This window comes from Streptomyces sp. NPDC042100 (assembly GCF_055582325.1).
Genome location: NZ_JBVJDK010000012.1, coordinates 266,219 through 287,853 on the forward strand (window position 1 = coordinate 266,219; position 21,635 = coordinate 287,853).

22 protein-coding genes are annotated in these 21,635 nt (G+C 72.2%); 16 read left to right on the forward strand and 6 right to left on the reverse strand.

Annotation, left to right across the window (positions count from 1 at the left end; all coding sequences use genetic code 11):
* The first annotated feature begins 60 nt into the window (after window positions 1–60).
* Window positions 61–639, forward strand: a complete 579-nt coding sequence (locus tag ACZ6J5_RS26770) for a TetR/AcrR family transcriptional regulator (RefSeq protein WP_469395646.1) — start codon at window positions 61–63, stop codon at window positions 637–639.
* Between the two features lie 113 nt (window positions 640–752).
* Window positions 753–902, forward strand: coding sequence for a hypothetical protein (locus tag ACZ6J5_RS26775; protein ID WP_469395648.1), 150 nt, complete (start codon window positions 753–755; stop codon window positions 900–902).
* A gap of 11 nt (window positions 903–913) precedes the next feature.
* Here the strand turns inward: ACZ6J5_RS26775 and ACZ6J5_RS26780 are convergent, their stop codons facing one another.
* Window positions 914–2,116, reverse strand: a complete 1,203-nt coding sequence (locus ACZ6J5_RS26780) for a PucR family transcriptional regulator (protein ID WP_469395650.1) — start codon at window positions 2,114–2,116, stop codon at window positions 914–916.
* 194 nt (window positions 2,117–2,310) lie between these two features.
* Between ACZ6J5_RS26780 and ACZ6J5_RS26785 the strand changes: the two genes are divergently transcribed.
* Both ACZ6J5_RS26785 and pruA read left to right on the forward strand, forming a co-directional pair.
* On the forward strand, window positions 2,311–3,252 hold the full coding sequence (locus ACZ6J5_RS26785) for a proline dehydrogenase family protein (protein ID WP_469395652.1): 942 nt from the start codon (window positions 2,311–2,313) through the stop codon (window positions 3,250–3,252).
* A gap of 35 nt (window positions 3,253–3,287) precedes the next feature.
* A complete protein-coding gene (gene pruA / locus ACZ6J5_RS26790; protein WP_469395654.1) occupies window positions 3,288–4,928 on the forward strand; it encodes an L-glutamate gamma-semialdehyde dehydrogenase in 1,641 nt (546 codons plus the stop codon).
* Between the two features lie 407 nt (window positions 4,929–5,335).
* Here the strand turns inward: pruA and ACZ6J5_RS26795 are convergent, their stop codons facing one another.
* The gene (locus ACZ6J5_RS26795; protein ID WP_469395656.1) at window positions 5,336–5,821 is read right to left on the reverse strand and encodes a glycine-rich domain-containing protein; all 486 of its coding nucleotides are present in this window, start codon (window positions 5,819–5,821) and stop codon (window positions 5,336–5,338) included.
* A 414-nt stretch (window positions 5,822–6,235) separates the two neighbouring features.
* Between ACZ6J5_RS26795 and ACZ6J5_RS26800 the strand changes: the two genes are divergently transcribed.
* The 4 genes from ACZ6J5_RS26800 to ACZ6J5_RS26815 all read left to right on the forward strand — a co-directional run bounded on the left by ACZ6J5_RS26800 (window position 6,236) and on the right by ACZ6J5_RS26815 (window position 8,486).
* The gene (locus ACZ6J5_RS26800; protein ID WP_469395657.1) at window positions 6,236–6,604 is read left to right on the forward strand and encodes a hypothetical protein; all 369 of its coding nucleotides are present in this window, start codon (window positions 6,236–6,238) and stop codon (window positions 6,602–6,604) included.
* The gene (locus ACZ6J5_RS26805) at window positions 6,573–7,109 is read left to right on the forward strand and encodes a DUF6879 family protein (protein WP_469395659.1); all 537 of its coding nucleotides are present in this window, start codon (window positions 6,573–6,575) and stop codon (window positions 7,107–7,109) included. Before ACZ6J5_RS26800 ends, ACZ6J5_RS26805 begins: the two co-directional genes overlap by 32 nt.
* Before the next feature lie 11 nt (window positions 7,110–7,120).
* Entirely contained in the window at window positions 7,121–7,987 is an 867-nt protein-coding gene (locus ACZ6J5_RS26810; RefSeq protein WP_469395661.1) for a helix-turn-helix domain-containing protein, read from the forward strand.
* Between the two features lie 70 nt (window positions 7,988–8,057).
* A complete protein-coding gene (locus ACZ6J5_RS26815) occupies window positions 8,058–8,486 on the forward strand; it encodes an ester cyclase (RefSeq protein ID WP_469395663.1) in 429 nt (142 codons plus the stop codon).
* A 107-nt stretch (window positions 8,487–8,593) separates the two neighbouring features.
* Here ACZ6J5_RS26815 and ACZ6J5_RS26820 read toward each other — a convergent pair whose 3' ends face one another.
* Window positions 8,594–9,379 carry a hypothetical protein gene (locus tag ACZ6J5_RS26820; RefSeq protein ID WP_469395665.1) on the reverse strand — a complete coding sequence of 262 codons (786 nt, stop codon included), beginning with the start codon at window positions 9,377–9,379 and terminating at the stop codon, window positions 8,594–8,596.
* Complete coding sequence (locus ACZ6J5_RS26825) at window positions 9,376–9,717, reverse strand: PadR family transcriptional regulator (protein ID WP_469395667.1); 342 nt, start codon at window positions 9,715–9,717, stop codon at window positions 9,376–9,378. Before ACZ6J5_RS26825 ends, ACZ6J5_RS26820 begins: the two co-directional genes overlap by 4 nt.
* A gap of 255 nt (window positions 9,718–9,972) precedes the next feature.
* Here ACZ6J5_RS26825 and ACZ6J5_RS26830 point away from each other — a divergent pair, with 255 nt between their 5' ends.
* Window positions 9,973–10,104 (forward strand): hypothetical protein, encoded by a 132-nt coding sequence (locus ACZ6J5_RS26830; RefSeq protein ID WP_469395669.1) that lies wholly within the window; start codon window positions 9,973–9,975, stop codon window positions 10,102–10,104.
* On the opposite strand, the gene ACZ6J5_RS26835 is transcribed toward ACZ6J5_RS26830, so the two are convergent.
* A complete protein-coding gene (locus ACZ6J5_RS26835; protein WP_469395671.1) occupies window positions 10,098–10,877 on the reverse strand; it encodes a class I SAM-dependent methyltransferase in 780 nt (259 codons plus the stop codon). The genes ACZ6J5_RS26830 and ACZ6J5_RS26835 overlap by 7 nt on opposite strands.
* A 134-nt stretch (window positions 10,878–11,011) precedes the next feature.
* Here ACZ6J5_RS26835 and ACZ6J5_RS26840 point away from each other — a divergent pair, with 134 nt between their 5' ends.
* Window positions 11,012–12,052 carry a 3-isopropylmalate dehydrogenase gene (locus ACZ6J5_RS26840; RefSeq protein WP_469395673.1) on the forward strand — a complete coding sequence of 347 codons (1,041 nt, stop codon included), beginning with the start codon at window positions 11,012–11,014 and terminating at the stop codon, window positions 12,050–12,052.
* 246 nt (window positions 12,053–12,298) lie between these two features.
* Window positions 12,299–13,390 carry a branched-chain amino acid aminotransferase gene (locus ACZ6J5_RS26845; RefSeq protein WP_469395675.1) on the forward strand — a complete coding sequence of 364 codons (1,092 nt, stop codon included), beginning with the start codon at window positions 12,299–12,301 and terminating at the stop codon, window positions 13,388–13,390.
* A 3-nt stretch (window positions 13,391–13,393) separates the two neighbouring features.
* On the opposite strand, the gene ACZ6J5_RS26850 is transcribed toward ACZ6J5_RS26845, so the two are convergent.
* The gene (locus ACZ6J5_RS26850; protein ID WP_469395677.1) at window positions 13,394–14,824 is read right to left on the reverse strand and encodes a cytosine permease; all 1,431 of its coding nucleotides are present in this window, start codon (window positions 14,822–14,824) and stop codon (window positions 13,394–13,396) included.
* Window positions 14,825–15,044: 220 nt separating this feature from the next.
* Here ACZ6J5_RS26850 and ACZ6J5_RS26855 point away from each other — a divergent pair, with 220 nt between their 5' ends.
* The 5 genes from ACZ6J5_RS26855 (at window position 15,045) to ACZ6J5_RS26875 (ending at window position 21,629) form a co-directional block, all read left to right on the forward strand.
* Entirely contained in the window at window positions 15,045–16,064 is a 1,020-nt protein-coding gene (locus ACZ6J5_RS26855; protein WP_469395678.1) for an agmatine deiminase family protein, read from the forward strand.
* A 285-nt stretch (window positions 16,065–16,349) separates the two neighbouring features.
* Window positions 16,350–16,904 carry a TetR/AcrR family transcriptional regulator gene (locus ACZ6J5_RS26860; RefSeq protein WP_469395714.1) on the forward strand — a complete coding sequence of 185 codons (555 nt, stop codon included), beginning with the start codon at window positions 16,350–16,352 and terminating at the stop codon, window positions 16,902–16,904.
* A 66-nt stretch (window positions 16,905–16,970) separates the two neighbouring features.
* Window positions 16,971–18,302 carry an MFS transporter gene (locus ACZ6J5_RS26865; protein WP_469395680.1) on the forward strand — a complete coding sequence of 444 codons (1,332 nt, stop codon included), beginning with the start codon at window positions 16,971–16,973 and terminating at the stop codon, window positions 18,300–18,302.
* A gap of 281 nt (window positions 18,303–18,583) precedes the next feature.
* Window positions 18,584–20,200 carry a citramalate synthase gene (gene cimA, locus ACZ6J5_RS26870; RefSeq protein ID WP_469395682.1) on the forward strand — a complete coding sequence of 539 codons (1,617 nt, stop codon included), beginning with the start codon at window positions 18,584–18,586 and terminating at the stop codon, window positions 20,198–20,200.
* Between the two features lie 43 nt (window positions 20,201–20,243).
* The gene (locus ACZ6J5_RS26875; RefSeq protein ID WP_469395684.1) at window positions 20,244–21,629 is read left to right on the forward strand and encodes a hypothetical protein; all 1,386 of its coding nucleotides are present in this window, start codon (window positions 20,244–20,246) and stop codon (window positions 21,627–21,629) included.
* Window positions 21,630–21,635: the final 6 nt, after the last annotated feature.

Below are 21,635 nucleotides of genomic sequence, written 5' to 3' on the forward strand. Positions count from 1 at the left end.
GTACCCGGCCGCTAGACGCTCGTCTTACACGGACGTCTAGCAGCCGGGTACAGTGCTGTCATGGGACACAAGGAAGACCTGCTCGAAGGCGCCAAGCGCTGCCTCCTGGAGAAGGGCTACGCCCGCACCACCGCCCGTGACGTGGTGGCCGCCTCGGGCACCAACCTGGCCTCCATCGGCTACCACTACGGCTCCAAGGACGCCCTGCTCCAGCAGGCGTTCCTCGCGCTGACCGAGGAGTGGGGCGAGCGGATCGGCGGCGCGGACGCCGGGGACGGCCCGGGGCTCCCGGCCGATCCGTACGAGCGCTTCCGCGCGGTCTGGGAGCGCCTGATCGGCGCCGCCGAGGCCAGCCGCCCGGTCTGGAAGCTCCAGACCGAGGTCGTCACCCGTCTCGACGACGACGAGAAGCTCCGCGAGGCCATCAAGGAGCCGCAGCGCGAGGGCCGGCTCGGCATGGCGGAGGGGATGCTCGGCCTCGACCCGGCGGCCGATCCCGAGCGGGCCAGGGTCGCCGGACTCCTCCTCCAGGCCCTCGCCACCGGCGTGATGATCCAGTGGGTGGTCGACCCGGACACCGCCCCGACCGCCGAGGACCTCACGGCGGGGCTGCGGGTGCTGATGGGGGAGGGGGGCTGAACCCCCGTGTCGGGAAACGGTCACGAACGGTGCGGAACGCTCGCGTCCGCGCCGCCGCCGCTGGTGTCATGGCGGGGACCGACGCCCGACCCGCACCGCCTCCAGGAGGTCCCATGTCCCAGCGCCGCCGTGTCACCAGGATCCTGATCGGCCTGTTCGCCGCCGGACTGCTCATCGGCGCCGCCGGCCAGCTCGCCAAGCTCGGCTCGGACGCGCCCGCCGCGACCGTCGCCATGAACAAGGCGGAGCTCGTCGGGGCCTGAGCCACCGGCTCCTACAGCTTCGCCGCCTTGAGCGCCATGTGGATCAGCAGCCGGTCCTCGCCCGCGTCCAGGTCGAGACCGGTGAGCTGTTCGACGCGGGAGAGGCGGTAGTAGAGGGTCTGCCGGTGGATGCCGAGGGCCGTCGCCGTGCGGCCCGCCTGGCCCGCGTGGTCGAGGAACACCTCGGCGGTGCGGGCCAGTTCGGCGTGGGCCGGGGACAGCAGGGCGCGGACCGCCGGGTCCGGGCCGTCCGGCGGGAGGGCGGTCAGCAGGCGGTACGGGCCGATGGCGGACCACTCCGCGAGCGGGCCCAGGCGCGGCTGGGCGGTCGCCGCGCGGGCGGCCGAGCCGGCCTCGCGCCAGGAGGCGTCGAGGTCCGCGAGCCCGCGCCGGGGCGTGCCGACCCCGGCGACGGCCGCCGGGTCCGCCGGGCCGCGCAGCCGGGTGGCGGCGGTGACGGCGGGCGAGAGGTTGTCGGCCGAGCGGAGCCGGACCAGCACGGCGAGCGCGCGCGCCGGGACGGGGGCGGCGCCGGGCGGACCGGAGCCGCCGGACGCGCCGGGGTGCCCGCCCGGGGCCGCCGCCGGGCGCCACGGCACCGTGCACAGGGCCGCCGCGCCCGGGACCGTACGCGGGGACGGCAGCTCCTCGCCGGGCCAGGGGGCCAGGCAGACCAGGGCGTGCAGCCCGTCCGCGTCCGGGCCGAGGGCGGTGCGCAGGGCGGCCAGCGCCATGTCGTACTGCCAGCCGCGCTCCGCCGTCAGGGCGGCCCGCAGCTCGCGGGAGAGGTCGGCGCCGGCCCGCTCCTCGGCGGCGAGCAGCTCGCCGATCCGGGCGGCGACCTCCATGGCGGCGGTGAGCCGCGCGTGCGAGGGGCCGGGCTGGGCGTCGAGCAGCCAGACGTAGCCGAGGACCACACCCCGATGGCGTACCGGCAGGCAGATCCGGTCCCGGAAGACGCCCGCGTCGGGGGCGGCCGGGATGCGGACCGGGCCGGTCGCCCGGGTGATGCCGAAGCCCTCGAACCAGGCGCGGACGGCGGGGGTGGACTTGCGGGTGAGGATCGACCGGGTGCGGACCGGGTCCATGGCCTCGTCGTCCTCGCTGTCGTGCGCGCCGAAGGCGATCAGCCCGAAATCACGGTTCTCCAGGGTCGCGGGGGCGCCGAGCAGCGCCGAGATCTCGTCCACAAGGTCCTGGTAGTCGCCTTTCACCGAGCCATTCTCCCACCGCGCGGACCGTCCTTCAGACAGATGTCTGAGCGCGTGTCCACGGATGCGTGACAGCTGTAGATGGCGGACGATCGGAGCGGTCCTTAGGTTTCACGGTGGTTCTTCGTGCTGTTCCCCGTTCCTTACGGAAGGTCGGGTACGGCACCTTTCGTCACCCTGCCCTCTGGAGGTGCCCCGTGCTGGGTCCCGTGATCCTCGCCGCGTCGCGCAGCGACAAGATGCGCCGTTTCGTGTCGGCCGCCCCCGGGACCAAGCAGGTCGTGGCGCGCTTCATCGCCGGCGAGTCGGTGAACGACGTCGTCCCGATCGTGCGGGAGCTGGCGGCCCGCGGCCTGGAGGTCACCCTCGACGTGGTCGGTGAGGACATCACCACCGTCGAGCAGTCCCACGCCGCCCGCGACGCCTACCTGGAGCTCATCGGGCGCCTCAAGGAGCTGGGCCTGGGCGCCCGCGCCGAGATGTCCGTGAAGCTGTCCATGTTCGGCCAGTCGCTGGACCCCGAGGGCCCCGGCAGCGGCCACGAGCTGGCCCTCGCGAACGTCCGCCCGGTCGTCGCGGCCGCCGCCGAGATCGGCACCACCGTCACCCTCGACGCCGAGGACCACACCACCCTCGACTCGATGTTCGCCATCCACGAGGAGCTGCGGAAGGACTACCCGCAGACCGGCTGCGTCATCCAGGCGTACCTCTTCCGCACCGAGGACGACGCCCGCCGCCTCGCCGCCAACGGCTCGCGCGTGCGGATCGTGAAGGGCGCCTACAAGGAGCCCGCCGAGGTCGCCCTCCAGGACAAGCCGGAGATCGACAAGGCGTACGTCCGGATCATGAAGATCCTGATGGAGGGCGAGGGCTACCCGATGATCGGGTCCCACGACCCGCGCCTGATCGCCGTCGGCCAGGAGCTCGCCCGCCGGGCCGGCCGCAAGCTGGACGAGTACGAGTTCCAGATGCTGTACGGCATCCGCGGCGAGGAGCAGAACCGGCTCGCGGCCGAGGGCCACCGGATGCGCGTCTACACCGCCTACGGCACCGACTGGTACGGCTACTTCATGCGCCGCCTCGCGGAGAAGCCGGCCAACCTGCTCTTCTTCGTCCGCTCCATCCTCACCAAGGGCTGAGCCCCACCACCCCTCAAGAAGGAGTCCCGCGACCCATGGACGCTGTCACCCAGGTCCCCGCTCCGGTCAACGAGCCGGTGCACGGCTACGCCCCCGGTTCCCCCGAGCGCGCCCGGCTGGAGGTCAAGCTCAAGGAGCTGGCCGACAACCCGCGCGAGCTGCCGATGACCATCGGCGGCGTCAAGCGCATGGGCGGCGGCGAGCGCGTCGACGTCGTGCAGCCGCACAACCACAAGGCCGTCATCGGCACCTTCGCCGGCGCCACCCAGCAGGACGCCCAGGACGCGATCGACGCGGCCCTGGCCGCCGCCCCGGCGTGGCGCGCGATGGCCTTCGACGACCGCGCGGCGATCATCCTGCGCGCCGCCGAGCTGCTCGCCGGCCCGTGGCGCGAGACGCTGGCCGCGTCCACCATGCTCGGCCAGTCGAAGACCGCCCAGCAGGCCGAGATCGACACCCCGTGCGAGCTCGTCGACTTCTGGCGCTTCAACGTGGCCTACGCCCGCCAGATCCTGGCCGAGCAGCCGCCGGCGAACTCGCCCGGCGTGTGGAACCGCCTGGACCACCGCCCGCTGGAGGGCTTCGTCTACGCGATCACGCCGTTCAACTTCACGGCCATCGCGGGCAACCTGCCCACCGCCCCCGCCCTCATGGGCAACGTGGTGGTCTGGAAGCCGTCCCCGACCCAGACCCACTCCGCCGTGCTCCTCATGGAGCTCCTGGAGGAGGCCGGCCTGCCGAAGGGCGTCATCAACCTGGTGACCGGCGACGGCATCGCCGTCTCCGAGGTGGCCCTGAACCACCGCGACCTGGCCGGCATCCACTTCACGGGTTCGACCAAGACCTTCCAGCACCTGTGGAAGACGGTCGGCAACAACATCGAGAAGTACCGCTCCTACCCCCGGATCGTCGGCGAGACCGGCGGCAAGGACTTCGTCGTCGCCCACCCGAGCGCCGACCGCGCGATCCTGAAGACCGCGCTGACCCGAGGCTCCTTCGAGTTCCAGGGCCAGAAGTGCTCCGCGTCCTCGCGCGCGTACGTCCCGGCCTCCATCTGGAACGACGGGTTCAAGGAGGAGTTCGCGGCCGAGGTCGACGGCATCACCATGGGTGACGTCACCGACCTGTCGAACTTCATCGGCGCCGTCATCGACGACCGCTCCTTCGCCAAGAACAAGGCCGCGATCGACCGCGCGAAGGCCGACGCCTCCTGCACGATCGTCGCCGGCGGCACCTACGACGACTCGGAGGGCTACTTCGTCCGCCCGACCGTCATCGAGTGCACCGACCCGGAGAACGAGGTCTTCACGACCGAGTACTTCGGCCCGATCCTCGCGGTGTACGTGTACGACGACAGCTCGGACGCGGCGTACGACGCGATGCTGACCCAGATGGAGTCCGTCTCCGACTACGCCCTGACCGGCTCGGTCATCTCGGGCGACCGCGCCGCCGCCGCGTACACGATGGAGAAGCTCCGCTTCGCCGCGGGCAACTTCTACATCAACGACAAGTCGACCGGCGCCGTCGTCGGCCAGCAGCCCTTCGGCGGCGGCCGCGCCTCCGGCACCAACGACAAGGCCGGCGCCCCCCAGAACCTGATGCGCTGGACGCTGACCCGCGCCATCAAGGAGACCCTGGTCCCGCCGACCGAGTACGGCTACCCCCACATGGGCTGACGCCCACCCGCCTCCCCCCGCGTGGGGGAGGCCCCTGATCACCGCCCCCTTCCTCGGTCCCCCAACCGAGGTCGGGGGCGGTTTCCATAGGGGGCACGTGAGGCGGCTCCGGCCGGAACGGTGTCCGGCCGGAGCGTGAGGAGCGAGCGGCTAGGCCCGAACCGTTGAGGTCGGCACGGTGCCGTCGCCCGTACAGGCGAGGCACGGCTGGCTGTACACCACCCGGCGGTCCGCATCGACGAGGACGACGCGCCGAGCACCATTGCAGCTACGGCAGCGGCCGGGGCCGCGACGGGTCCGGAGGAACCGGCGAGCGCGGCGCAGCTCGGCGAGGTGGCCGAGGAGGTCGTCCGCGTCGTCGTTCTGCCACAGAGCGTTCACGGTGAGTCAGCCTAGCGTCGGGGCGGCTAGTTCGGGTGGGCGTCGCTGCAGTTGGCCTCGCAGTTCCCGTCGCCGCAGCTCGTGTGCTCGCACGTGGCGGCGATGGACACGCTTCCGGTGGACGGCCCGAGCCACAGCGTTCGGTCGACCTGGTAGCCGGCCTCGGCGATGCGGGCCTGGGTGTACTGCAAGGCGGTCGGGTCGTGGCGGGTGGGATCGGGGCGCTCGGGGAGATGGTGGACGAACCTGCCCCCCAGGGCGGTGCAGAGGCGCTGGTAGGTACGCGTGTGCAGGATCAGGGCGTGCCAGCCCTCGTCGACCGTCCTGGACGGGCGCATACCGCCGGGGAACTGCGCGGCGGCGGCGACGAACTTGAGTGCCTCCTCGGCGATCCGCCGGCCGTCGGCCTCGCTCATGCCCGGGTTGTTGTCGAGGACGGTGGCCGTGACCCCGTCTAACTCCTCTCGGGTGAGCAGGGATGCCGCGTCCCGGACGGGCGTGATGGTATTCATGACGGTGCCTCTCGTCGCTGGACGGGCGGGTCCCGGCCGAGATCCTGGCGAGCTTCCTCCTGGGGGCCGTCGTCACGTGGCGACCGCCTGCCCGAGGAAGCCCCTCTGCTCACGGCACGGTGCGCATACGCTCTGCCACTCGCCCACGAGGAGGGATGTGCTCGCAGGACCTCGGTGCATGTCGCACCATCCGGCCTGATGAAGCGCACATCGGCAGGGCGTCCACGCGCTGGTCGCCGGCAGTTCGGCGGGCCGGTCATGCCGCGCGTACGACACGGGGCACCGGGCGCCGTCGGGCCCGACTCGGTAGACCTTGATCGTCATCATGCTGAGGCTCCACTCGGCCGGTCAGCGGGAACGGGACGACCGTAGGGAGGAAGTGCGCAGGCGCACCAGTCATGTGCACGGTTGTGCATGAACTTCCTGGACCTGTGGCTCTGGGAACCGGGCCTCTTGACGCGAAGGTGCGGCGAGGCCACGTTGGTGCACATCAACGCACACCTCGAGAGGGAGAGCTGCCCCATGGCCTTACAGTTCATCGGCGTAGACCCTGAGAGCGGACACAGCGGAAGTCCCACGGCATGGGTAGCGGAGACGGGCGACATCGTTCTCCAGAGCTACATCGCCGACGAGGCAACCCGTATCGAGTGCATCGAGAAGAACGCCCCCGGCCACGACAAGGTCGTCCCCGAGGGGGAGACCGTGGTCCGGATCCCTGCCAGCCTGGTGCCGATCCTGAAGGAGGCGTGTGATGCAGCAGAGCGAGCCGCCGCGCTTCGGTGACCTGCTCGCGGGTGCGCGCCACTCCGCTGTCCACCTGGAGCTCCGCGACGGCTACGCCGTGCCGGATGAAGCAGAGGACTACGAGCACTGGCGCAAGACCGGCGAGCGGGACGCGGACCCCGGCTCGCCCTACTGGGCGCCGTGGGTCGCCATCGTCCAGGCGGCGACTGCGCGCGGAGTCTCCGTGCGCCGGGTCCGGATCGTGTCGGAGCCGGTGAGCGACTACATCCGCTACGAGCACGCCGGCACCGTCGTGAACGTGCACGCCGGCGAAGAGGTCCGGTGGCTCCCCCGGCACCAAGCGGTGGGGCTGCTCGTCCCAGCCGTCGACGGCTGGGTCTTCGACAGCGCTCGGCTGCTGATCAACCACTTCACCGGCTCCGGCGACTGGGCGGGCCAGCCGCTGGAGGTGCGAGACGAGCCCGACCTGGTCGCCGCCTACGCAGCCGCGGTCGACTCGGTGTGGGCGCGTGCCATCCCGCACGACCAGTACGAAATCCACTAGCAGGAGCACACATGCCCGTCTCCCCCTCGTCCTCGGCGCAGGCCGCCCGCGAGCTCGTCGCGCGGCAGCTACTCGACCTGCGCCGGGACGCGGGGCTGACGATCGTCGATCTCGCCACGGCCTGCCGGTGGAGCCACTCCAAGGTCAGCCGCATTCAGAACGCGAAGACGCCGCCGTCGACGGCCGACATCATCGCCTGGTGCCGGGTGTGCGGTGCGGACGGACGGGCACAGGACCTCGTCGCGCTCTCGCGCGACGCCCAGACCATGTACCAGGAGTGGCGCCGCCGGGCACGCGCCGGGCTGCGTCAGCTCCAGAGCAGCTACCTTGCCCTCTTCGAGGCAACCAGCTCGTTCCGTGTCTATTCGCCCACAGTCGTGCCCGGCCTTCTCCAGACAGAGGGGTACACGCGCGCCCTCCTGTCGGGAAACGCCAGACTGCTCGGCATCCCGGATGACTCCGCCGAGGCCGCCGCAGCTCGCGCGAGCAGATCGCGGATCATCCACCAGGCAGGGCGGCGTTTCGTCTTCGTCATCGAGGAGAGCGCCCTCCGCTACCAGCTCGGCAGCAGCGACGACATGGCGGCCCAGCTCGGACACCTCCTGACGGCGGGGGCCCTCCCCGCCGTCTCCCTCGGCATCATCCCCATGGACACTCCCGGCCGGCGCCTCTGGCCCCAGGAGGTCTTCCACCTCTACGACGACACCCTCGCCTCCATCGAGCTGCTGTCCGCCGAGGTCAACATCACACAGCCGTCCGAGATCGCCCTCTACGAGCACGCGTTTACCGAGCTGCGCAGCATGGCGGTGTACGGATCCGCTGCCCGCGCGCTCGTCGTCGCGGCAATCGAGGCCCTGCCTGCTTCAGCGGCAGGCTGAACAGGAAGGTGTCCCCGGGACGGGTGTCCCCGGGCCCGGGTGTCCCCGGGGCGGGTGTCAGACTGGGGCCGTGAACGACGCCAAGGAAACCGTCCGTCAGTTCCTGCTGCAGGTGCGCTCGGGGCTGCACCCGGAGCGGGCCGACCGGTTCATGGCCGGCCGGGTCCGGGCCCACCAGGTCGTCTCGGAGGCGCCCGAGGTCGTCGAGCGGACGCCCCGGCAGTACACCGAGCACGTCCAGGAGATGCTGGACGCGTACGGCGCCTTCGCGCTGACGGTGGACGAGCTCATCGCCGAGGGCGACCGGGTCTACGCGCGCTGGACCCAGACCGGCCGGCACATCGGCCCGGTCGACGGCCACGAGCCGACCGGCGCGCCCGTCACCGCGACGACCAGCGCGGTCTATCGCGTCGAGGACGGGCTGATCGTCGAGTACTGGATCCAGATCGACCGGCAGGGCGTCGCCGCCCAGCTCCGGTCGGCGTCCGCCGGTCAGTGATCCGGGGCGGCCCGGGAAGCGATCCGGGGCGGTCCCGGGGGGTGATCCGGGGGGTGATCCGGGGCGGCCCTGGAGGTGATCCGGGGCGGCCCGGGAGCGGGTGTCCGCTACGGTCCCGGGTGTTCCCCGGCACCGCTCCGCGCCGCCGCCACCCTGCCCCGGTCCGTCTCCAGCTTCGCCGTGTACACCGCCGACAGGGCTCCGCCCAGGGCGATCAGGAGCGCGAGGCCCGGCAGGCCCAGGGAGAGGTAGGCGGCGACCGAGCCCGCGGCCCAGAGGGCGAGGAGGGCCTTGGCCCGGCGGCTCGGGAAGAAGTGGCGCGCCGGGGGTGCGGGGACCTCGGCCAGGGTCGCCGCCGGGCCCGTCGTCGCCGCCTTCGGGCGCTTGAAGTAGCCGTACACCAGCCACTCCCCGCACAGCTCCCAGCCCTCCGGGTCCAGTTCGCCGAGGACCTTGGCGCGGCGGCGCAGGCCGATGACCTCGCGGCGGTACTCCCAGGCGAGCGGTGCCCCGGGAGCGCGGCGGCAGACGAAGCGGCCCAGCGGGTCCAGGTGCTCGACCTCCCAGCCCTGGTCGCCGTGGACGGCCAGCATCCGGCGGTCGTTGAACAGGTCCGCCGTCCAGGTCCAGCGCTCGGCCGCCCCGTCCGGCTCGCCGGGTGCGGGCGCCGGGCCGCCGAGCGAGGCCGCGAAACCGGCGGCCGGGCCGAACTCCTCCTCGGGGCCGGTGCCCGACTCGGCGAGATGGCCGCGCAGCTCCTCCGCCGTCCGGGTGATCTGCTCCTCGGGCACCCCCGCCCGGGTCAGCGCCTCGCCGAGTGCGGCGAACCAGCGGTCGGTGGCGTCGGCGACATCGGTGGCGGCCCGGCCGGCCGGGTCTTGCGCGGTGCTCATCGTTCCGTACCCCCTGTGTGCAGCTTGGTCTCCACGGCCCGGTGGAAACGGCTCCAGGCCGTGCTCTCGGCCGCGAGATGGGTCCGCCCGGTCTCGGTCAGGCGGTAGTAGCGGCGTCCGGGGCCCCGTTCGGCGGCCCGGAACTCGGCCTCGACGAGGCCGGCCTCCTCCAGGCGGTTCAGTACGGGATACAGCGTCCCGCCCTTGATCTCGCCGACGCCCGCCTCCGCGAGCGACTTGGCGATCTCGTACCCGTAACTCTCACCGTCGGTCAGGCAGGAGAGGACGAGCAGGTCGAGGACTCCCTTGAGCCAGCTGGATCTGCGGTCTGCGGCCATGAACAGATCTCAGCACTATCTAGGTAGGAAAGCAATCTAGATGGGGATGTGGGGGCCGTCTCAGATAGTAGGAAGTCCGAGTAATTGTGGAGACAGTTCGAGCGAGCTGTCCTAGCTTTGTAGAAGCCGAACGTCCCGCTCCATCGAGCGCAGGGCGGTCGAGAGCGCCACGCCCCGAGCAGGCAACCCCTGCGGCGGCGCTCCCCGCCCCTTCCGGCGCCTTCGATCACGCTGATCTCAAGGAGTCGATCCCTCATGGCCGCTCAGACCACCCGCCGCGTCCGCCACTCCGCCGCCCGTCCCAGCGACGAGGCCCGCAAGAACGCCGCCGCCGCCCTCCAGCGCTCCCTCGACCGCCGGGACAACGGCGGCGAGACCGGTCACTGACCGGACCCGCCACCGCCCCCGGGCTTCCGGGCCTCGATCAGGGTGCGGGCCGAGTGGGCCGTGAACGGCCCCCGCTCGCGGATGAGCGCGTCCAGCGCGCGCAGCCTCGGCAGCTCGGCCTCCACCGTGAAGCCCGGCACGATCCAGATCACCTTGCGGAGGAACCAGACCACGGCCCCGACGTCGTGGAACTCCATCCGCAGGCGCTCCGTCCGCACGTCCACCACGTCGAGGCCGGCCGCCCGCGCCGCCGCCGCCTCGTCGTCGGGGTGGCGCAGCCGGGCCGCGTCCGGCTGCGGGCCGAGGAAGAACTCGACCAGCTCCCAGACGCTGGCCGGGCCCACGTGCTGGGCGAGGTACGTGCCCCCGGGGCGCAGCACCCGGGCGATCTCCGCCCACCACACGGTCGCCGGATGGCGGCTGGTCACCAGGTCGAAGGCGCCGTCCCCGAAGGGCAGCGGCGGCTCGTCCGGGTCCGCGACCACCACCACCCCGCGCGGGTGCAGCAGCTCCGTCGCCCGGGCGATGTTCGGCGGCCACGACTCGGTGGCCACCGCCGTCCGGGGCAGCTCCGGCACCCCGGCCAGCACCTCGCCGCCCCCGGTCTGGACGTCCAGCGCCGCCTCCGCCCTCGCCAGCCGTTCGCCCATCAGTCGCTGATAGCCCCAGGACGGGCGCTCCTCGGTCGCCCGGCCGTCCAGCCAGGAGAAGTCCCAGCCGTCCACCGGCGCCCGGGACGCCTCCGCCACGAGTTCCTCGAAAGTGTGTGTCATCCCTCCATCATCAGCCGTGGCCGGCCGTGACCGGGACCCGCCGGGCCCCGGCGCGTCCCGCCCCGCGTCCGGGCGGATCGTCCGCATCCTGGACATCATGTGTCAGACGATGGGACGAAGAGTAGGGTGCCGACATGTCTCACAGCATCGATCTCGCAGTCATCCCCGGCGACGGCATCGGCCAGGAGGTCGTGGCCGAAGGCCTCAAGGTCCTCGCGGCCGTCCTTCCCCAGGATGTGAAGCTGGAGACCAAGGAGTACGACTTCGGCGCCAAGCGCTACCACGCCACCGGTGAGACCCTCACCGACGCCGACCTCGACTCCCTCAAGGGCCACGACGCCATCCTGCTCGGCGCGATCGGCGACCCCTCGGTCCCGTCCGGCGTCCTGGAGCGGGGCTTCCTGCTGAAGCTGCGCTTCGCCTTCGACCACCACGTCAACCTGCGTCCCTCGAAGCTGCTCCCCGGCGTCGCGACCCCGCTCGCCGGCCAGCCCGAGATCGACTTCGTCGTCGTCCGCGAGGGCACCGAGGGCCCGTACACGGGCAACGGCGGCACCATCCGCAAGGGCACCGAGCACGAGGTCGCCACCGAGGTCTCCGTCAACACCGCCTACGGTGTCGAGCGCGTGGTCCGGGACGCCTTCGCCCGCGCCCAGGCCCGCCCCCGCAAGAAGCTCACGCTGGTCCACAAGAACAACGTGCTGACCTTCGCGGGCCACCTGTGGACGAACATCTTCAACGCGGTCGCGGCCGAGTTCCCCGAGGTCACCACCGACTACCTGCACGTCGACGCCGCGACGATCTTCCTCGTCACCGACCCGGCCCGCTTCGACGTCATCGTCACCGACAACCTCTTCGGCGACATCATCACCGACCTCGCCGCCGCCGTCTCCGGCGGAATCGGCGTCGCCGCCTCCGGGAACATCAACCCGAGCGGCGCCTTCCCGTCCATGTTCGAGCCGGTCCACGGCTCCGCCCCGGACATCGCGGGCCAGGGCAAGGCCGACCCCACGGCCACCGTGCTCTCCGTCGCGCTGCTGCTGCGCCACCTCGGCTACGAGTCCGAGGCGGCCCGCATCGAGGAGGCGGTCGCCGCCGACCTCACCGAGCGCGGCGACACCCCCCGTACGACGGCCGAGATCGGCGACGCGCTCGCGGTACGCGTAGCGAGCTGACCCGCCGCTGAACGTTCCACCTCCCAGCCGCCGGGTCGCACTCCGCACCCGGCGGCTGTACCTACGCGGTCGCCGGGTGCCACCATCGAACCCTGGACCGCGTCACACACCGTTTCCGTCCACCGGTGCCCACGAGCGATAATCGAACGTGGGGCCGCGATTGCGGGAAAGCTCGGACGTCCTAGCAGTACTGCGTAGCGGCGTGAGCGCGGTCCGACACACACAACCGGTGAAGGACAAGCACTCATGACGACGCCCACCATCGAGCTCAAGCCCTCCTCCAGCCCGCTGTCCGACGCGGAGCGCGAGGCGATCCTGGCCAACCCGGGATTCGGCCGGCACTTCACCGACCACATGGTCACCATCCGCTGGACGGAGGGCCGAGGCTGGCACGACGGGCAGCTCGTGCCCTACGGCCCCCTCTCCCTCGACCCCGCGACGAGCGTCCTGCACTACGCCCAGGAGATCTTCGAGGGCCTGAAGGCCTACCGCCGCCCCGACGGCTCCGTCGCCACCTTCCGCCCCGACGCCAACGCCCGCCGCTTCCAGTCCTCCGCGCACCGCCTCGGGATGCCCGAGCTCCCGGTCGAGACCTTCATCGAGGCCTGCGACGTCCTGGTCCGCCAGGACGCGGCCTGGGTCCCGGCGCACGGCGGCGAGGAGTCCCTGTACCTGCGCCCGTTCATGATCGCCACGGAGGTCGGCCTGGGCGTCCGCCCGGCCAACGAGTACCTCTTCGTCGTCATCGCCTCCCCGGCCGGCGCCTACTTCCCGGACGGCGTGAAGCCGGTCGCCATCTGGGCCTCCGAGGACCGCGTCCGCGCCGTCCCCGGCGGCGTCGGCGACGCCAAGACCGGCGGCAACTACGCCGCCTCCCTGCTCGCCCAGGCCGAGGCCGCCGAGAAGGGCTGCATCCAGGTCGCCTACCTCGACGCCGTCGAGCACAAGTGGGTCGAGGAGCTGGGCGGCATGAACCTGTACTTCGTGTACGGGGACCGGATCGTCACCCCGACCCTCACCGGCTCCCTGCTCGCGGGCGTCACCCGCGACTCGCTGCTCCAGGTCGCCCGCGACCTCGGTTACGCGTCGGAGGAGGCCCGCGTCTCCATCGACCAGTGGCAGGCCGACACCGAGGCCGGCACCCTCACCGAGGTGTTCGCCTGCGGCACCGCCGCCGTCATCACCCCCGTCGGCACGGTCAAGTCCGCCCGAGGCGAGTGGCACCACTCGGGCGGCGAGCCCGGCGAGGTCACCATGAAGCTGCGCGAGGCCCTGCTCGCCATCCAGACGGGCAAGGCCGAGGACGCGCACGGCTGGGTCCACCAGCTCGGCGAGTAGCGGTCAGCCCCTGCCGGCCAGGGCGCCCGGGGCGGTCTCCGTCCCGGGCGCCTCGCGTGCCGGGGACGGTGTCAGCACCGCGTACAGCACGCCGCCGACGACCCCCGAGAAGACGAAGCTGCAGTCCACCCCGCCGGTCAGGGACAGCAGTGGACCCTCGTACAGCGGGGTCGAGACGGCGGCGAGGCCGACCGCCGCGCCGATCGCCCAGGAGACGGTGGCGCGCGGGTGCCAGCCCGCCGCGTACCAGTACACGCCGCCGCGCGAGCGCCGGTTGTAGACCTGGAGCGCCTCCGCGTCGTACGCGCCCCGGCAGCGCACGTGCCCGATCAGGGTGATCACCGCCCACGGGGTGCCGATCGCGGTGAGCAGCAGCACGAACGAGGTCATCGCGGTCTGCGCGTCCGAGGCGAAGTGGCCGAGGAAGACGAAGGCGGTGGCGACCGCCGCGACCACCAGGGTGGCGCGGGCGCGGGTCGCCTTCGGCAGGATCGCGTCGAGGTCCAGGCCCATCGAGTAGAGCATCAGGCCCGCGTTGCCGACCGAGCCGGCGGTCGCCGCGAGCAGCAGCGGGACCAGGTACCAGGCGGGCGAGGCGGCGACCAGCGGGCCGGCGTACTCGGCCCCGGCGCGCGAGGCCAGCGCCGTGAAGGTGCCGAAGAGCTGGGGGACCAGCAGGCCGACGACGAGGCCCAGACAGGTGGCCCGCCAGACCTTCCTCGGGCTGTGCTTCGCGGGGGAGATATAGCGGGTGTAGTCGCCGAGCAGGGTGATGAAGGCGACCGGTCCGCTGAGCCCGGCGGCGACGGCGGCGAGCAGCCAGGTGGGCCAGAACGAGCCCAGCAGGAGCGGGGTGTCCGGTACGGGCGCGGCGCTGAAGTCCCCGGCGTACGCGAGGAGTCCGAGCGCGAGCAGCAGGGTCATGCCGATCGCGAGCGCCTGGCTCAGCTTGAGCAGCAGCCGGTAGCCGTAGACGGCGCCGACCACGGTGAGGGCGGCGAGCAGGGCGTACACCAGGGTGTGCGCGGCCCCGCCGGTCGGCAGGCCGACCAGCCGCTCCAGGGTGCCGACCATCACGTCGCCGCCGATCCACAGGGTCAGCGCGGTGTAGCCGAGGGAGAGCAGCAGGCCGACCACCGAGCCGACGAGCCGGCCCCGTACGCCGAAGAAGGCGCCGGAGGAGGTGGAGAGGTTGGTGGCGGTGCGCAGCGAGACCAGCGCGAGCGGGGCGGTGACGGCCACGCCGACGAGGGTGCCGGTGACGACGGCGCCGACCGAGGCCCACAGGCCGAGCCCGAAGGAGACGGGCAGCCAGCCGAAGACGATCACGCCGAGGCAGAGGTTGGAGCCGAGGAGGATCGAGACGAGGTCGCGGGGGCCGCTGGTGCGCTCCGCCTCGGGGATGGTGTCGACTCCGCGCTGTTCTATCGCCATGGGTGGGGGCTCCTGGGGGCAGGGGGCAAGGAGGGAGGCGTGGGGGGTGGATATGGATTTAGAGTGCCGCTCAATGTGACCCACGTGAACCTCCGGCGTCAATGCTTGGAAGCTGAGGTCACAGCATTTAGAGTGTTGTTCAAACGTGAGGTGACTGGCGTGCGCCACCGGCCCCACGGAACGTGACCGCCGCCACCCCCGACCGCGAGGACCGCAGCTCATGACGACGTACCGAATGCCCGCCGAGTGGACCCCGCACGAGCGCACCTGGATGGCCTGGCCGAGCCCCAACCCGACCTTCACCAACCCGGAGGAGCTCGCCGGGGCCCGCGCCGCCTGGGCCTCCGTCGCCCGCGCCGTGCGCCGCTTCGAGCCGGTCACCGTGGTGGTCGCCCCCGGCGACGCCGAGTCCGCCCGCGCCCTGCTGGGCGAGGGGATCGAGCTCGTCGAGCGGGAGCTGGACGACGCCTGGATGCGGGACATCGGCCCGACCTTCGTCACCGACGGCGAGCGGCTGGCCGCGGTCGACTGGGTGTTCAACGGCTGGGGCGCCCAGGACTGGGCCCGCTGGGAGCACGACTCCAAGATCGCCCGCCACGTCGCCGACGTGGCCGGCGTCCCCGTGCTGCCCTCCACCCTGATCAACGAGGGCGGCGCGATCCACGTCGACGGCGAGGGCACGGTCCTCCTCACCGACACCGTGCAGCTCGGCCCCGGCCGCAACTCCGACTGGACCCGCGTGGAGGTCGAGGCCGAGATCCACGCGAAGCTCGGCACCAGCAAGGCGATCTGGCTCCCGCACGGCCTGGCCGGCGACTACGGCCAGTACGGCACCCAGGGCCACGTCGACATCGTCGCCGCCTTCGCCCGCCCCGGCACCGTCCTGGTCCACAGCCAGCAGGACCCGGCCCACCCGGACCACGAGCGCTCGCGCCTGTACGTGAACCTGCTGCGCGGCCAGACCGACGCCCAGGGCCGCCCGCTGGAGGTCATCGAGGTCCCGGCGCCGACCGTCCTGAAGGACGAGGAGGGCGACTGGGTCGACTACTCGTACATCAACCACTACCTGTGCAACGGCGGCGTGGTCCTGTGCGCCTTCGACGACCCGAACGACGAGGTCGCCGCGGAGACCTTCCGGGGCCTCTTCCCGGAGCGCGAGGTCGTCCTGGTCGACGCGCGCACGATCTTCGCGGGCGGCGGCGGCATCCACTGCATCACCCAGCAGCAGCCGGCGGTCTGAGCGGACGGAAATCCCTTTGAGGCGGCTCCCCGGAGCCCCTAGGGTGATCACCAAGGCGGGGTCGTAGTACAGAGGTAGTGCGCCGCGACATCATCTCGGAGGACGCCGGTTCGAATCCGGCCGCCCCGCCCCTCACTCCTCCGTGCTCCCCCTCGTTCCCCAGGGGACGGCCCAGGCGGCCCGATCATGTAGAACGTACGAGTGAGTCAGAGCAGCGACCCCGCCCCCCACACCCGCCGCCGCAACCAGGCCGCCCCGCCCCGCGAGGACGTGCTGGCCGCCGCCATGGACACCATCGCCGAGCGCGGGCTCGACGGGCTGACCATGGCCGGGCTCGGGCGGCAGGTCGGGATGAGCAGCGGGCACCTGCTCTACTACTTCCGCACCAAGGACGAGCTGCTGCTGCGCACCCTGGAGTGGAGCGAGGGGCGGCTCGGGGCCGAGCGCAGCGCCCTGCTGGCGCGGCCGGGCAGCGCGCGCGAGCGGCTCGACGGCTACGTCGACGTGTACGTGCCGGCCGGGCCGCGCGACCCGCACTGGACGCTCTGGCTGGAGGTCTGGAACCGCTCGCAGAACGCCGACGACGACGCCCGCGCCCGGCAGGCCGCCATCGAGGGGGCCTGGCACCGGGACCTCGTCGCGATCCTCGCCGAGGGCGTCTCGCGCGGGGAGTTCCGGACCGTCGACCCGGACCGCTTCGCGCACCGGATGCGCGCCCTCCTGGACGGCTTCAGCGTGCACGTGGCCGTCGGCATCCCCGGCACCGGACGTGAGCAAGTCCTGGGCCATGTAAGGGAGTTCGTCGATCAAACCCTGATCGGGGGAACTCAAGGCACGTAAGTACTCCCGATCGTTGCACCCCGCACCCTTGTTGCGCCCACGCCTCCTCCGGCACGGTCCTTCCCCATGGGACGAGAGCACTGGAAGAAGATCTGGGTCGGGTCGGCGGGCAACATGGTCGAGTGGTTCGACTGGTTCGTCTACGCGAGCTTCGCGACCTACTTCGCGGGGGCGTTCTTCCCCGAGGGCAACGACACCGCCAAGCTCATGAACACCGCCGGCATCTTCGCCGTCGGCTTCTTCATGCGCCCCGTCGGCGGCTGGCTGCTCGGCCGGGTCGGCGACCGCAAGGGCCGCAAGGCCGCGCTCACCCTCACCGTCACCCTGATGTCCGCCTCGGCCCTGCTCATCGCCGTCGCCCCCACCTACGCCGTCGCCGGCTACGGAGGCGCCGCCGTCCTCCTCGTCGCCCGCCTGCTCCAGGGGCTCTCCGTCGGCGGCGAGTACGCCGCCAGCGCGACCTACCTCACCGAGGCGTCCGCCCCTCGGCACCGAGGCTTCGCCTCCAGCTTCCAGTACGTGTCGATGACCGCCGGCCAGATCGCCGGCCTCGGGCTGCTGATCGTCCTCCAGCACGCCATGTCCGCCGAGGACCTGCACGCCTGGGGCTGGCGCATCCCCTTCGTCATCGGCGCCCTCGGCGCGGCCGTCGTCTTCTACCTGCGCCGCACCATGCTGGAGACCGAGGTGTACGCGGAGACCGCCGACGACGCCGTCGCGCGGGACGACAAGGGCACCGTCAAGGCGCTCTGGGCGCACCGCCGCGAGGCCTTCCTGGTGATCGCGCTCACCATGGGCGGCACCGTGGCCTACTACACGTACACCACCTATCTGACGAAGTACCTGTCCAACTCCGCCGGACTGCCCAAGCAGACCGCCACCCTGGTCTCCTTCTGCGCGCTCATCGTCTTCGCCTGCCTCCAGCCGCTCGCCGGCCTGCTCTCCGACCGCGTCGGACGCCGCCCGCTGCTCATCACCTTCGCGGTCGGCTCCACCCTCCTGACCGTGCCGATCATGACGATGCTCCGCCACGCGGGCTCCTTCTGGCCGGCCCTCGGCCTCTCCCTGCTCGCCCTCCTCGTCGTCACCGGCTACACCTCGATCAACGCCTGCGTGAAGGCCGAGCTCTTCCCGACCGGCATCCGCGCCCTCGGCGTCGCCCTGCCGTACGCGATCGCCAACGCCCTCTTCGGCGGCACCGCCGAATACGTGGCGCTCTGGTTCAAGGACGCCGGGATCGAGTCGGGCTTCTTCTGGTACGTGGCGGGCTGCGCGGCCGTCTCGCTCGTCGTCTACCTCACGATGCGCGAGACCCGCGACATCGACCTGGGCCGGGTCGGCACCCGGGCGCCCGAGGGGGTGCCCGCCGCCGGGGCGGAGAAGGCGCCCGCATCCTGAGACCGGATCCCTTTCGGCCACCCTGCTGTGGCAGACTGCGGGCGTGCTCGCTACCACCATGATTATCGGCAGCAGCGCGCCGGTCCGCAGTGACCGCTGACGCGTGGAACGACCCCCACGCAGGCGGACATCGTGCCCCAGACCCGCGCGCAGACCTCTCGCACCCGCGAGGGGTTTTTTCGTTTTCCGGCCCCACCACCGCCGAAAACGGACCGCGCGTGAGAATGGGGGCAAGTGGATCCAGACTTCCGGAGCCACATCCGACAGGAGCCATCACAGTCATGACCACGGAGAACGGCGAGAGCCCGCGTCCCGACGACAGCTTCCACGTCTTCGACACCACGCTGCGCGACGGTGCCCAGCGCGAAGGGATCAACCTCACCGTCGCGGACAAGCTGACGATCGCGCGCCACCTCGACGACTTCGGCGTCGGCTTCATCGAGGGCGGCTGGCCCGGCGCCAACCCGCGCGACACCGAGTTCTTCGCCCGCGCCCGGCAGGAGATCACGTTCAAGAACGCGCAGCTCGTCGCCTTCGGCGCCACCCGCCGGGCCGGCGGCAGCGCCGCCGAGGACCCCCAGGTCAAGGCCCTGCTGGACTCCGGCGCCCCGGTGATCACCCTCGTCGCCAAGTCCCACGACCGGCACGTCGAGCTCGCCCTGCGCACCACTCTCGAAGAGAACCTGGAGATGGTCCGCGACACCGTCTCCCACCTGCGCGCCCAGGGCCGCCGGGTCTTCGTCGACTGCGAGCACTTCTTCGACGGCTACAAGGCCAACCCCGGCTACGCCAAGGACGTCGTCCGCACCGCCTACGAGGCCGGCGCCGACGTCGTCATCCTCTGCGACACCAACGGCGGCATGCTCCCCGCCCAGGTCCAGGCCGTCGTCTCCACCGTCCTCGCCGACACCGGCGCCCGGCTCGGCATCCACGCCCAGGACGACACCGGCTGCGCCGTCGCCAACACCCTCGCCGCCGTCGACGCCGGCGCCACCCACGTCCAGTGCACCGCCAACGGCTACGGCGAGCGGGTCGGCAACGCCAACCTCTTCCCCGTCGTCGCGGCCCTGGAACTCAAGTACGGCAAGACCGTGCTGCCCGCCGGCTCGCTCGCCGAGATGACCCGGATCTCCCACGCCATCGCCGAGGTCGTCAACCTCACCCCCTCCACCCACCAGCCGTACGTCGGCGTCTCCGCCTTCGCGCACAAGGCGGGCCTGCACGCCTCCGCCATCAAGGTGGACCCCGACCTCTACCAGCACATCGACCCCGAACTGGTCGGCAACACCATGCGGATGCTCGTCTCCGACATGGCCGGCCGCGCCTCCATCGAGCTCAAGGGCAAGGAGCTCGGCGTGGACCTCGGCGACGATCGCGCCCTGGTCGCCCGGGTCGTCGCGCGGGTCAAGGAGCGCGAGCTCCAGGGCTACACGTACGAGGCCGCCGACGCCTCCTTCGAGCTGCTGCTCCGCGAGGAGGCCGAGGGCCGGCCGCGCCGCTACTTCCGCACCGAGTCCTGGCGGGCCATCGTCGAGGACCGCCCCGACGGCACCCACGCGAACGAGGCCACCGTCAAGCTGTGGGCCAAGGGCGAGCGGATCGTCGCCACCGCCGAGGGCAACGGCCCCGTCAACGCCCTCGACCGGGCCATCCGGGTCGCCCTGGAGCGGATCTACCCGCCGCTCGCCAAGTTCGGCCTGGTCGACTACAAGGTGCGCATCCTGGAGGGCCGCCACGGCACCGAGTCGACCACCCGCGTCCTGGTCACCACCAGCGACGGCAACACCGAGTGGTCCACCGTCGGCGTCGGCGGCAACGTCATCGCCGCCTCCTGGCACGCCCTGGAGGACGCCTTCACCTACGGCCTGCTCCGGGCGGGCATCGACCCGGCCGAATAGCGTCTTTATGTCCCGTTCGATGCCGTTCGGGTAGCGTCGTACCATGAGGATCAGGTCGATATCCGTGTGGTCGGCCCTCGCCGGGCTGACGCTCCTTCTGCTCTTGACCCTGGCCCCGCCCGCGGGCGCCAGGGACACAGGCCTCTCCGAGGCCGCCGCCGCCCTGAAACAGGGCCCGGTGTACGTGGACCCAGGGGCGGCCGGGCAGCTCTCCAAGGCCGAGGCCGACGCCCTCGCCAAGAAGATCAAGGACGCCGACAAGCCGCTGTTCGTGGCGGTGCTTCCGGCGAACGCGCAGTACCCGCCGCAGAACCTGCTGCGCAACCTGCGCACCGAGACCGGTGTCACCGGGCTGTACGCGGTCCGGCTCGGCGACGGCTTCAACGCCGCCGCCGACCGCTCGGTGATCTCCGGCGACGCCGTCCGCAACCTGGTCACCGCCGTGCGGCAGCCCGGCGTCTCCGCCGCGACCGAGCTGAACAACTTCGTCGACCAGGCCCTGCCGACCGTGCGCGGCTCCGCCCCCGCCTCCTGGGGCGGCGCCGGCGGCTCCGACCAGGGCTCCGGCGTCCCCGTCGCGGGTCTGGTCGTCCTCGGCGTCGTCGTCGTGGGCGGCGGTGCCGCCGCCCTCACCGTCGCCCGCCGCAGGCGGCAGCGGAAGGAGGCCGAGGAGCGCGCCGCCCTCGACCGGCTGCGGGTCGTGGTCGACGAGGACATCACCGCCTTCGGCGAGGCGCTGGAACGGCTCGACTTCCACCCCGCCGAGGCGGGCGCCGACGACGCCATGCGCGGCGACTACGAGCGCGCCCTCGACTCCTACGACCGGGCCAAGTCCCTGATGGGCGCGGCCACCCGCCCGCACGAGGTGCGCGGGGTCACCGAGGCCCTGGAGGACGGGCGCTACTCGCTCGCGGTGCTCGCCGCCCGCCGCGAGCACCGCCCGCTGCCCGAGCGGCGCGCCCCCTGCTTCTTCGACCCCCGGCACGGCCCCTCCACCGAGGACCGCACCTGGACCCCGGCCGGCGGCGCCGCCCGCGAGGTCCCGGTCTGCGCCGCCGACGCGGCCCGCATCGACGACGGGCTCGACCCGGTGGCCCGCACCGTCGACACCGACGACGGGCGCCGCCCCTACTGGGAGGCGGGACCCGCGTACGGCCCCTGGGCCGGCGGCTACTTCGGCGGCGGGATCCTGCCCGGCCTGCTCGTCGGCACCATGCTCGGCTCGATGCTCTCCACCCCGGCCTACGCCGCCGAGTACGGCGGCGGCGACTTCCAGGGCGGTGACTTCCAGGGCGGCGACGTCTCCGGCGCCGACTTCAGCTCCGCCGACTTCGGGTCGAGCGACTTCGGCGGCGGCGGAGGCTTCGACGGGGGCGGTGGAGGCTTCGACGGTGGCGGCGGAGGCTTCGACGGGGGCGGCGGCTTCTGACCGGTC

What these genes read in the sequence shown, in the direction of transcription:
- ACZ6J5_RS26770 (WP_469395646.1), top strand. Translation starts at nt 61, where the DNA reads ATGGGACACAAGGAAGACCTGCTCGAAGGCGCCAAGCGCTGCCTCCTG.
- ACZ6J5_RS26775 (WP_469395648.1), top strand. Translation starts at nt 753, where the DNA reads ATGTCCCAGCGCCGCCGTGTCACCAGGATCCTGATCGGCCTGTTCGCC.
- pruA (WP_469395654.1), top strand. Translation starts at nt 3,288, where the DNA reads ATGGACGCTGTCACCCAGGTCCCCGCTCCGGTCAACGAGCCGGTGCAC.
- ACZ6J5_RS26795 (WP_469395656.1), bottom strand. Translation starts at nt 5,821, where the DNA reads ATGAATACCATCACGCCCGTCCGGGACGCGGCATCCCTGCTCACCCGA.
- ACZ6J5_RS26800 (WP_469395657.1), top strand. Translation starts at nt 6,236, where the DNA reads ATGAACTTCCTGGACCTGTGGCTCTGGGAACCGGGCCTCTTGACGCGA.
- ACZ6J5_RS26805 (WP_469395659.1), top strand. Translation starts at nt 6,573, where the DNA reads ATGCAGCAGAGCGAGCCGCCGCGCTTCGGTGACCTGCTCGCGGGTGCG.
- ACZ6J5_RS26810 (WP_469395661.1), top strand. Translation starts at nt 7,121, where the DNA reads ATGCCCGTCTCCCCCTCGTCCTCGGCGCAGGCCGCCCGCGAGCTCGTC.
- ACZ6J5_RS26820 (WP_469395665.1), bottom strand. Translation starts at nt 9,379, where the DNA reads ATGAGCACCGCGCAAGACCCGGCCGGCCGGGCCGCCACCGATGTCGCC.
- ACZ6J5_RS26825 (WP_469395667.1), bottom strand. Translation starts at nt 9,717, where the DNA reads ATGGCCGCAGACCGCAGATCCAGCTGGCTCAAGGGAGTCCTCGACCTG.
- ACZ6J5_RS26830 (WP_469395669.1), top strand. Translation starts at nt 9,973, where the DNA reads ATGGCCGCTCAGACCACCCGCCGCGTCCGCCACTCCGCCGCCCGTCCC.
- ACZ6J5_RS26835 (WP_469395671.1), bottom strand. Translation starts at nt 10,877, where the DNA reads ATGACACACACTTTCGAGGAACTCGTGGCGGAGGCGTCCCGGGCGCCG.
- ACZ6J5_RS26840 (WP_469395673.1), top strand. Translation starts at nt 11,012, where the DNA reads ATGTCTCACAGCATCGATCTCGCAGTCATCCCCGGCGACGGCATCGGC.
- ACZ6J5_RS26845 (WP_469395675.1), top strand. Translation starts at nt 12,299, where the DNA reads ATGACGACGCCCACCATCGAGCTCAAGCCCTCCTCCAGCCCGCTGTCC.
- ACZ6J5_RS26850 (WP_469395677.1), bottom strand. Translation starts at nt 14,824, where the DNA reads ATGGCGATAGAACAGCGCGGAGTCGACACCATCCCCGAGGCGGAGCGC.
- ACZ6J5_RS26855 (WP_469395678.1), top strand. Translation starts at nt 15,045, where the DNA reads ATGACGACGTACCGAATGCCCGCCGAGTGGACCCCGCACGAGCGCACC.
- ACZ6J5_RS26860 (WP_469395714.1), top strand. Translation starts at nt 16,350, where the DNA reads ATGGACACCATCGCCGAGCGCGGGCTCGACGGGCTGACCATGGCCGGG.
- ACZ6J5_RS26865 (WP_469395680.1), top strand. Translation starts at nt 16,971, where the DNA reads ATGGGACGAGAGCACTGGAAGAAGATCTGGGTCGGGTCGGCGGGCAAC.
- cimA (WP_469395682.1), top strand. Translation starts at nt 18,584, where the DNA reads ATGACCACGGAGAACGGCGAGAGCCCGCGTCCCGACGACAGCTTCCAC.
- ACZ6J5_RS26875 (WP_469395684.1), top strand. Translation starts at nt 20,244, where the DNA reads ATGAGGATCAGGTCGATATCCGTGTGGTCGGCCCTCGCCGGGCTGACG.